General features: G+C 74.7%; 3 protein-coding genes. All 3 read left to right on the forward strand.

Annotated features, from left to right (window positions below; all coding sequences use genetic code 11):
* On the forward strand, positions 1-8287 hold an 8287-nt coding region (locus AC067N_RS37365; protein ID WP_478683403.1), incomplete at its 5' end, for an SDR family NAD(P)-dependent oxidoreductase.
* A 349-nt stretch (positions 8288-8636) separates the two neighbouring features.
* Positions 8637-9695 (forward strand): beta-ketoacyl-ACP synthase III, encoded by a 1059-nt coding sequence (locus AC067N_RS37370; protein ID WP_478683404.1) that lies wholly within the window; start codon positions 8637-8639, stop codon positions 9693-9695.
* Between the two features lie 48 nt (positions 9696-9743).
* Complete coding sequence (locus AC067N_RS37375) at positions 9744-10949, forward strand: cytochrome P450 (protein WP_478683405.1); 1206 nt, start codon at positions 9744-9746, stop codon at positions 10947-10949.
* The last annotated feature ends 102 nt before the right edge of the window (positions 10950-11051 follow it).

An 11051-nucleotide genomic window follows, 5' to 3' on the forward strand; every position in this document is an offset into this window, starting at 1 on the left:
CGGTATGGTCTCCGTCCCCCTGGCACCGGCTGAGGTGGAGGAGCTGCTCGGGGCTTGGGTGGGCCGGATCGATGTGGCCGCGGTGAACGGTCCTGCTTCGGTCGTGGTGGCCGGGGATGCGGACGCGCTGGACGAGTTGATGGCGCACTGCGCGGACGACGACATCCGGGCCCGCCGTATCCCGGTGGACTACGCCTCGCACACCTGGCATGTGGAGGAGATCGAGGAGGAGTTGGCGCGGGAGCTCGCGCCGGTGGTTCCGCGTTCGGGTGGGGTGCCGTTCTTCTCGACGACCGAGGCGGAGGTCGTGGACACGGCTCGGTTGGACGGGGGGTACTGGTATCGGAATCTGCGTCAGCGGGTGCGTTTCGCCGACGCGGTCGGTGAGTTGGTCGCGCAGGGGTACGGTGCGTTCGTCGAGGTCAGCTCGCATCCGGTGCTGGGGATGGCGGTCCAGGAGGCCGCCCCGGATGCGGTCGTGACTGGGACTTTGCGGCGTGACAGGGGTGATGCCGCCCGGTTCCTGACGTCGCTTGCGGAGGCGTGGGTGCGGGGTATCGGTGTGGACTGGACGGCGGTTCTGGCCGGTCAGGACGGTCGCACCATCCCGCTGCCGACGTATGCGTTCCAGCGTCGGCGGTACTGGCTGGAGAAGACGGCTTCCGTGGGGGCTGCGGGTTCCGGGCAGGGGGCGGTGGACGCCCGGTTCTGGGAGGCGGTCGAGCGGGAGGATCTGCAGGCGCTGGCCGAGACGTTGCGGGTGTCGGACAGTGAGGCGCTGGCCGGGGTGCTGCCCGCGTTGTCGGGGTGGCGTCGGGAGCAGGCGGCGCGGTCGGTGGTGGACGGCTGGCGGTACAAGGTGGTGTGGCGGCCGGTCGGGCGGGACACGCGGGCCGCGGTCCTGAGCGGTACCTGGCTGCTCGTCGTCCCGCGGACACACCCCGACACCGCACTCATCACCTCCCTCTCCAGCGGTCTGACGGCCCACGGCGCCGAGGTCACCACCCTGGAGGTGGCCGCCGGTACGGACCGGGAGCGGCTGACCGAGCTGCTCCGCTCCGTCGTGGGCGACGACGGCACCCGGCAACCGGCGGGCGTGCTGTCCCTGCTGGCGCTGGACGAGTCGCCGTACGCTCCTGGCAGCACTCTCGACAACGGGCTCGCCCTCAACACCGCCCTGGTGCAGGCGCTCGGCGACGCGGCGGTCGCCGCGCCGCTGTGGATCGCCACCCGGGGCGCGGTCTCCACGGGCCGTGCCGACCGGACGGCCGCGCCCGTCCAGGCGCAGGCGTGGGGGCTCGGCCGGATCGCCGCTCTGGAGTACCCGCACCGCTTCGGCGGTCTGGTGGACCTGCCGCCGGAGCTGGACGACCGCACCCTCCCCCGGTTGGTGGCCGCCCTGTCCGGAGCCGCGGAGGAAGAGCAGGTGGCCGTACGGGGCTCCGGACTGTTCACGCGGCGGCTGGTGCGGGCCGCGCTGCCCGACCCCGCGCCCGCCGGCTGGCAGCCGACCGGCACCGTGCTGGTGACCGGCGGCACCGGGGGCGTCGGTGCGCAGGTGGCCCGCTGGCTGGCCCGTCATGGCGCCGACCACCTGCTGCTGGCCGGCCGCCGGGGCCCGGACACTCCCGGCGCGGAGGAACTGGCCGCCGAACTGACCGGACTCGGCGCTCGCGTCACGCTCGCCGCCTGCGACGCCGCCGACCGCGACCAGGTGTCCGCGCTGCTGGCCGCCGTACCCGAGGACGCGCCGCTCACCGCCGTCGTGCACGCGGCCGGCGTGCTCGACGACGGAGTGCTGGACGGCCTCACCCCCGAGCGTGCCGAGACGGTGCTGCGGCCCAAGGTGGCGGCCGCCCTGCACCTGCACGAGCTGACCCGGGACCTGGAACTGGACGCGTTCGTGCTGTTCTCCTCGCTCGCGGGCACCCTCGGCGGCCCCGGCCAGGGCAGCTACGCCGCCGCCAACGCCTTCCTCGACGCGCTCGCCCGGCAGCGCCACGCCGACGGGCTGCCCGCCACATCGGTGGCCTGGGGCGCCTGGGGCGGCGGCGGTCTGGCATCCGGCGAGACCGGTGAGCGGCTGGCCCGCTCCGGTATGCCCGCCATGGACCCGGAAGCCGCCCTGACGGGGCTTCAGCAGGCCGTGGCAGGTGGGGAACCCGTGCTTGCCCTGGCCGACGTACGGTGGGAGCGGTACGCGTTCGCCCACACCGACCGTGCCCCCCGGGTGCTCGCCGAGCTGCCCGAGGTGCGGGAGGCCCTGGCGGCGCGCACCGCGCCCGCGGCGGACGGCGGCGACGGCAACGCGCTCACCGCGCGTCTCGCCGGCCTTCCGTACGACGAGCAGCGGCGTGAACTCCTCACCCTGGTGCGGACCTTGGCCGCTGCGGCGCTCGGGTACCCCGGCGCCGACCAGGTCGACGAGGAGCGGGCCTTCCGCGACCTCGGCTTCGACTCCCTCACCGCGGTTGCCCTGCGCAACACCATCGCCGAGACCACCGGGCTGCGGCTTCCGGTCACCCTGGTCTTCGACCACCCGACCGCCGTCGCCCTCGCGGCCAAGCTGCACGACGACCTCTTCGGCACGGCCGGCACATCCGCCGACCCGGCACCGGCCGTCCCGTTCCCGCAGGTCGCCACGGACGACGACCCCGTGGTGATCGTGTCGATGGGCTGCCGCTACCCGGGCGGGGCGGACGGCCCGGAAGAGCTGTGGCGGCTGCTCGCGCGCGGCGGCGACGCCGTGGCCGCCTTCCCGGAGGACCGAGGCTGGGACCTCAAGGGCGCCTACGACCCCGACCCGGACCGGCCGGGCACCTTCTACGCCCGCGGCGGCGGATTCCTCTACGACGCCCACCACTTCGACCCGGAGTTCTTCGGCATGAGCCCGCGTGAGGCGCTGGCCGTGGACCCGCAGCAGCGGCTGCTGCTCGAGACGTCGTGGGAGGCGTTCGAGCGGGCCGGTATCGACCCCAGGACCCTGCGAGGCAGCAGCACCGGGGTGTTCGTCGGCTCCAACTACCACGACTACGGCTCCCGGCTGCAGCACACCCCGAAGGACTTCGAGGGCTACCTGGCCACCGGAAGCGCCGGCAGCGTGGCCTCGGGGCGGATCTCCTACACCTTCGGACTGGAGGGCCCCGCCGTCACCGTCGACACCGCCTGCTCCTCGTCCCTGGTGGCCCTGCACATGGCCGCCCAGGCGCTGCGCGCCGGTGAGTGCACCATGGCGCTGGCCGGCGGCGTCACGGTGATCTCCTCGCTGGACACCTTCGTCGAGTTCAGCCGGCAGCGGGCGCTGTCCGCGGACGGCCGCTGCAAGGCGTTCTCCGACGACGCCGACGGCGCGGGCTGGGCCGAGGGCGTCGGTGTGGTGCTGCTGGAGCGGCTCTCCGACGCCCGGCGCAACGGTCACCCCGTGCTCGCGGTGCTGGCCGGATCGGCGGTCAACCAGGACGGTGCCAGCAACGGCCTCACCGCACCGAGCGGTCCCGCGCAGCAGCGGGTGATCCGGCAGGCGCTGGCCGCCGCCGGGCTTTCCCCGGCCGATGTGGACGCCGTCGAGTCGCACGGTACCGGCACCCTGCTCGGGGACCCCATCGAGGCACAGGCGCTGATGGCGACGTACGGCCAGGACCGGCCCCAGGACCGGCCGTTGCTGCTCGGCGCGCTGAAGTCCAACATCGGGCACACCCAGGCCGCCGCCGGTGTCGGCGGTGTGATCAAGATGGTGCTGGCGATGCGGCACGGTGTGCTGCCACGCACCCTGCACGTCGACCGCCCCTCCACCCGGATCGACTGGACCGAGGGGGCGGTGTCCCTGCTGACCGAGGCCGTCGACTGGCCGGAGACCGAGGGGCGTCCGCGCCGGGCGGGCGTGTCGGCGTTCGGCATCAGCGGCACCAACGCCCACGTCATCCTCGAGCAGCCGCCCGCCGAGCCCCCCGCGTCGCCCGTGGAGTCCGCCGAGCCGTCGGCGACCGCCCTGGCGCGCCCGTCGGCCGCCGAGGGCGCACCCGACGCCGCCGCCCCCGTGGGCGTGCTCCCCTGGGTGCTCTCCGCCCGCGGCGCCGACGCGCTGCGCGCTCAGGCGATCCGTCTGCTCGACCGGCTTGAGGACCCGGAGCGGCAGGACGGTGCCTCACCCGTCGACATCGCCCACACGCTCGCACTGGGACGGGCCGCGTTCGACCACCGGGCGGTCGCCGTCGGCCGTGACCAGGACGAACTGATGGCGGCCGTAAGGGCGTTGGCCGAGGACCGGGAGGCTCCCGGGCTGGTGCGCGGCGTGCGGCGCCGCGGCGGACGCACCGCGTTCCTCTTCAGCGGCCAGGGCAGCCAGCGACCGGGCACGGGACGCGAGCTGTACGCCGCCCACCCGGTGTTCGCCGACGCCCTCGACGCCGTCTGCGCCGAACTGGACCGCGAACTCGAACGGCCCCTCAAGGACGTGATGTTCGCCCCGGCCGGTACTCCCGACGCCGAACTGCTGGACCGCACCGCCTACACCCAGGCGGCGCTGTTCGCCCTGGAAGTCGCCCAGTTCCGGCTGCTCGAACACTGGGGGCTGCGACCGGACATCGTGGTCGGCCACTCCATCGGCGAGCTGGCCGCCGCCCACGTCGCCGGGGTGTTCGACCTCGCCGACGCCTGCCGCCTGGTTGCCGCCCGCGGCCGGCTGATGCAGGAACTGCCGGACGACGGCGCCATGCTGGCCGTACAGGCGGGTGAGGCGGAGATCGCCGAAGCGCTGCGCACCTACGAGGACCGGGTGTCCCTCGCCGCCGTCAACGGCCCGGCCTCCGTGGTCGTCTCCGGTGACGAGGACGCCGTCGAGGAACTGGCCGAGGCCTGGCGCGAGGCCGGGCTGCGCACCAAGCGGCTGACGGTCTCGCACGCCTTCCACTCGCCGCGGATGGAACCGATGCAGGCCCGATTCGCGGCCGTCGCCCGCGAGACGGCGTACACCTCCCCGACCGTGCCCGTGGTCTGCGACCTCACCGGTGAACTCGCCGACTCCGGACAGCTGGAGAGCCTCGACTACTGGGTGCGCCATGTGCGCGCCACGGTCCGCTGGGCGGACTCCGTCGCCACCCTGGAACGGCAGGGAGTGACCACGTACCTCGAACTGGGCCCCGACGCGGTGCTCACCGCCATGACGCGCGACTGTCTCGCCGATCCGCAGGCCGCCGTCGTCGCACCGCTGCTGCGCCGCGACCGGCCCGAGGAGACGGCGGTCACGACCGCCCTCGCCACGCTCCATGTGCACGGCGCGGGCCCCGACTGGGCCGGGTACTTCGCCGGCCGTCCGGCCCGCCGGGCCGAACTGCCGACGTACGCCTTCCAGCGCGCCCGCTACTGGCTCGACGCCGACCCCGGCGTCCCGGACCTCGCCGCGGCCGGGCTCGCCGCCGGAGAGCATCCGCTGCTCGCCGCCGGCACGGCCCTGGCGGGCGGCGACGGCTACCTGCTCACCGGAAGGCTGTCGCTCAGCAGCCACCCCTGGCTGGCCGACCACGCGGTCTCCGGCACGGCCGTCCTGCCCGGCACCGCCTTCCTGGAGCTGGCACTGCTGGCCGCCGACCGGGTCGGCTGCACCGTCGTCGACGAACTCACCCTGGAGGCGCCCCTGGTGCTGCCCGAGCAGGGTGCCGTCCATCTCCAGGTCACCGTCGGCGAGCCCGGCGAGCGGGGAACGCGCGGTGTGACCGTCCACTCCCGCCCCGACGACGCGGCCGACGACGAACCCTGGACGCGTCACGCCGTCGGACAGCTCAGCGCCACGGCCGACCCCGCCGACCACGCCCCGCGAGCGGAGTGGCCGCCGCCGGGCGCCGATGAGATCGCGCTGGACGGGCTGTACGACCGCTTCGCCGCGGGCGGGTTCCACTACGGCCCGGCGTTCCAGGGGCTGGCCGCCGCCTGGAGGCTCGGCGAGGAGGTGTACGCCGAGGTCGAGCCTCCCGCCGGGGTCGCCGCCGACGCAGCCGCCTACGGGCTGCACCCGGCCCTCATGGACGCCGCCCTGCAGACCGTCGGACTGACCACCGGCGCCGCGTCCGGCCCCGCGCTCATGCCGTTCAGCTGGACCGGCGTACGCCTGCACACGCACGGAGCCGGCGCGCTGCGGGTGCGTCTCGCCCCGGCCGGCCCCGACACGGTCGCGCTGACCGTCACCGATCCCTTGAGCGGCCCCGTCGCCACGGTGGCCGGGCTGACCCTGCGCCCCCTGCCCGCCGGGCAGCTCGGGGACGCCCGCGCCGCCGCCCGTCATCTGTACGAACTGGAGTGGGTGACCCCGGCCGCCGCCCCCGCCCGGCCCGCCTCCACGGGCTTCGCCGTCCTGGACGCCGAGGGCGACCCCGCCCTCGGCGAGGCACTGACGGCCGGTGGGCTCGCCGCCGCGTCCCACGCCGACCTCGACGGCCTCGCCCGCGCGGTCGCCGCGGCCGGCCATCCGGTACCCGGCACGGTGCTGGCCGCCGTGCCCGGCCTCGGTGACACCGAGGCCGGGCTCCCGGACGGCGACCCGGCCGCCGCCGTCCGCCGGGTGACCGGCCGTGTGCTCCGGCTGCTCCAGGGCTGGCTCGCCGACGACACCTTCAACGCCACCCGCCTGGTGCTGGTCACCCGGCACGCCGTCAGCCTGCACGACGGCGACCGGGCGCCCGACCCGGTCGCCGCGGCCGTATGGGGTCTGGTGCGCACCGCGCAGACGGAGAACCCCGACCGGTTCGCGCTTCTCGACTGGGACGGCGCCCAGGAGTCGTACCGGGCGCTGCCCGCCGCGGCCCGCCACGAGGAACCACAGATCACCCTGCGCAAGGGAGAGACACGGGTGCCGAGGCTGGTCCGTGCGCGACTCGCGCAGACCGCGGAAGGCGACACCCGTACGCCGCTCGACCCGGACGGCACCGTCCTGGTCACCGGGGCCACCGGCGCGCTCGGCGGGCTCGTCGCCCGGCACCTGGCCGGCCGGCACGGCGCCCGACACCTGCTGCTCGTCGGCCGCCGCGGCCCCGACGCGCCCGGCGCCCGGGAACTCCTCGACGACCTGACCGCGCTCGGCGCCCGCGCCGAACTCGTCGCCTGCGACACCTCCGACCGGGAGGCGCTGGCCGCGCTGCTCGCGACGGTCCCCGCGGCGCACCCGCTGACCGCGGTGGTGCACACCGCGGGCGTCCTCGACGACGGCGTCATCGGCTCCCTCACCCAGGAACGACTCGACACGGTCCTCGCCGCCAAGGTCGACACCGCGCTGCACCTGCACGAACTGACCCGGGACAGCGGGCTGCGCTCCTTCGTGCTCTACTCCTCGCTGGCCGGCGTGCTCGGCGGCTCGGGGCAGGGCAACTACGCGGCGGCCAACGCCTTCCTCGACGCCTTCGCCCGGCAGCGGCGCGCCCACGGCCTGCCCGCCCAGTCACTGGCGTGGGGCCTGTGGGAGGAACGGTCGGCCATGACCGGCAAGCTGGACCAGGCCGACCTGGTGCGGATGGCGCGCGGCGGAGTCGTCCCGATGCCGTCCGAGCAGGCCCTCGGTCTGTTCGACGCCGCCGTGTCCGCCGACCGGGCGGTGCTGGTCCCGGCCCGCTTCGACACGGCCGGGCTGCGGACGTCCGACGGGGAGGTCCCGGCCCTGCTGCGGTCCCTCGTCAAGCCCGCCCCCGGCCGTCGTGCGGCCGCCGGCCCCGCCGACGGCGCCGCGCCCGCCGAGCGGCTGCGCCGCAGGCTCGCGGAACTGGACGCCGAGGCACGCCTCGCGGTACTGGGAGACCTCGTCCGCGACCACGCGGCGGCCGTCCTCGGTTACGCCGACTCCGAAGCGGTGGACCCCGAACGCGGCTTCCTCGAGATGGGTTTCGACTCGCTGACCGCCGTCGAACTGCGCAACCGGCTCAACACCGCCACCGGGCTCAGGCTGCCGGCCACCCTGCTGTTCGACTATCCGACGCCCCTCGGGCTGGCCCGTCATCTGCGGGCCGAGACGGCCCCCGGAGCCGCGGCGGCCGTACAGCCGATGCTGGCCGAACTCGACCGGCTGGAGGGCGCGCTGGGGGAGATAGCCGGAGACGAGAGGGTGCGCTCCGCGCTGGCCGACCGGTTGCGGGGGCTGCTGTCCTCGCTGGACTCGGCCGGAACCGTCGGCAGCGTGGTGACATCCGCCGCGGGCGGGCCCGCCGACCACGGAGGGGGCCCGGCGGTGGCGGTCGAGGAGCAGATCGACGCGGCGAGCGACGACGACCTCTTCGACTTCATCGACAAGCAGTTCGGGTCCGCCTGAGCGGATTCCGGCGGGGTGACCCGGCCGTGCTCGGACGGTGCCGGCGGCACGCGTGTCGTCGGCACCGGTGCGGTGGGTGAAGACCGGGCACCGCGGGCGCGCGCCGCCGGGCAGGGCCCGGGCACGCGGTGACTCCGAACCTCGCCTCACCGAGGCCGAGTCGGGCTGCGAGGGTCGCCCGCGACACCTCTTCGTCCCGCCCGCGGGGCGTCGGCGGGGCCCGAGATGTAGGGCTTCACCTAATAGGTGACGAGATCCGCTCTTATGAGGTGGTGCTCGGTGGATCGTTGAGCAGGGGCCGCGCTGCGGTCCCGGTGCGGCCGTCGGGGCGTGAAAGGAACTGGAAGCCATGGAACGAGCTGCAGTCGTGGCCGGACTGGGGGGCTGGATACCCCCCACCGTGGTCACCAACCACCAGCTGGCGGAGGTCCTCGACACCAGTGACGAGTGGATCCGCCGCCGTACCGGCATCCGGGAGCGGCGCTGGGTCTCGCCGGGGCAGTCCACCGGCGACCTGGCCGTGGAGGCCGGCCGGCGGGCGCTGACGTCCGCCGGGCTGGACGGCGTGGACGCGGTGGTACTCGCCACCAGTTCCCCGGACCGGCACTGTCCCGCGACCGCGCCCGAGGTGGCCACCCGGCTCGGACTCGGACCGGTCCCGGCGTTCGACGTGGCGGCGGTGTGCACGGGATTCGTGTACGCCCTCGCGACGGGGGCCGGCATGGTCGCGCTCGGGGCAGCCGAGAGCGTGCTGGTCGTGGGCGCGGACGCCTTCTCCACGCTCCTCGCACCGGACGACCGCACGACCCGGGTCATCTTCGGCGACGGCGGCGGCGCGGTGGTGCTGCGCGCCGGGTCGCCGACCGACCCCGGCGCACTCACCGGGCTGAACCTCGGCAGCGACGGCAGCCTCAGCGATCTGATCGAGGTGCCGGCCGGCGGGTCACGGCAGCGGTCCACCGGGGTGCCCGCCAAGACCGAGGACACCTACTTCTCGATGCAGGGGCAGGCCGTCTACGCCCAGGCGGTGCAGCGCATGGCGGAATCCGTGCGGGAGACCGCCATGCGCACGGGATGGGACCTGGCGGACATCGACTCCTTCGTGCTGCACCAGGCCAACGCCCGGATCCTGGCCTCGGTCGCCCGGCGGCTGAAACTGCCGCCGGAGCGGTTCCTGTCCGACATCGAGGTACGCGGCAACACGGTGGCCGCCTCGATTCCCCTGGCCCTGGTCGACGGGGTCGTCTCCGGTGAGCTGCGCCCCGGGCACAAGGTGGTGCTGGCCGGCTTCGGCGGCGGCCTCACCTGGGGCTCGATGGCTCTGGTCTGGCCCGACCTCACAGCGCGCCGCACGGTGTCACCGGAGCCCGCGGCCTTCTTCGCGGGGACGGACGCCGGCGCGGCGTGACCACCACGCGGACGTCCCGAGGGCCTGTGACGCCCGTCATGAGGAGGAGTGTTGGACGCGGAATCGATAGTCGCCCACTTACTGACGACCGAGGGGCGGGCCGATCCGTACCCGCTGTACGAGCGTGCCCTCGAACTGGGGCCCGCCGTACCGGCCGGTGACGGCCTGCTGCTGGTCAGCGGCTACGACGCCTGCCGCCAGGCGCTGCGCAGCCCCGGCCTGGGAGCCGACGTCAATCTGGTGACCTGGGGCGCCGACCCCGCCGAACACCCCTCGCTGGCCATGCTCGGCCGGTCCCTCTTCGTCGCCAACCCGCCCTTGCACGGGCGGATGCGTTCGCCGATGGCGCAGGTGTTCACCGCCCGGCGGGTGGCGGCCATGGAAGCCGGGATCACCGCCCTCACCGACGCCCTGCTGGACACCCTGGCCGAGGCCGGTTCCGCGCCGGTGGACTTCATGGACGCCTTCGCCTTCCCCCTGCCCGCCCACGTCATCTGCGACATGCTCGGAGTCCCCGTCGAGGACCGGGAACGCTTCCGGCACTATGCCGTGGCCCTGAGCGCCACCCTGGAACTCCTCATCGACCCCTCCGGGCTCGCAGCCGCCGACCGCGCGGCACTGGAGGTCCACGAGTACTTCACCGAGCTGGCCGCCGAGCGACGGGCCGAGCCACGTGAGGACCTGGTGAGCGCCATGGTGGCGGCGTGCGACGAGGGGGAACTGAGCGACGACGAGCTGGTGGCGAACCTGGCCGCCGTCCTGCTGGCCGGGTTCGAGACCACCACCTATCTTCTCGGCAACGGGCTGCAGTTGCTGTTCGAGCACCCCGAGGCGATGGCCGGCCTGCGTGCCGGAACCGTTCCGTTGCAGGGATTCGTCGAGGAGACACTGCGCTACGACCCACCGGTGCAGACGAGCAACCGGGCCGTGCTGAGCGACGGTGCCACCATCGGGGGCGTGCCGGTGCCGAAAGGCAGCCATGTGGTGCTGCTGTTGGGCGCCGCCAACCGCGATCCCGCCCGCTACGCGCACCCGAACCGCTTCGATCCCCTGCGCCGGGACATCCAGCCGCTCAGCTTCGGCGGGGGAGCGCACCACTGTCTCGGCGCGATGCTCGCCCGGCTCGAGGCGACCACCGCCTTCGGCCGGCTGCTGGCAAGGTTCCCCGCCCTGCGCCCTGCCGAGGCCGGCCCGGTGCGCCGCGACCGGCTCGCGCTGCGCGGCCACGAGAGCCTGCCGGTCGTCCTGACCTGACGGCGAACGACCGCCGCTTTCCCGCTGGGTCGCCCCGGCGCCCTGGCTCGAAGGGCTTCGCCGGTCCCGCCGTGAGGCTTCCGACGAGGTCGAGCGCAAGCC

The organism is Streptomyces sp. NPDC042364, from assembly GCF_056437585.1.

Bases quoted from the DNA above. Each gene is read 5' to 3' on its own strand.
- AC067N_RS37370 (WP_478683404.1), top strand. From the start codon at position 8,637: ATGGAACGAGCTGCAGTCGTGGCCGGACTGGGGGGCTGGATACCCCCC.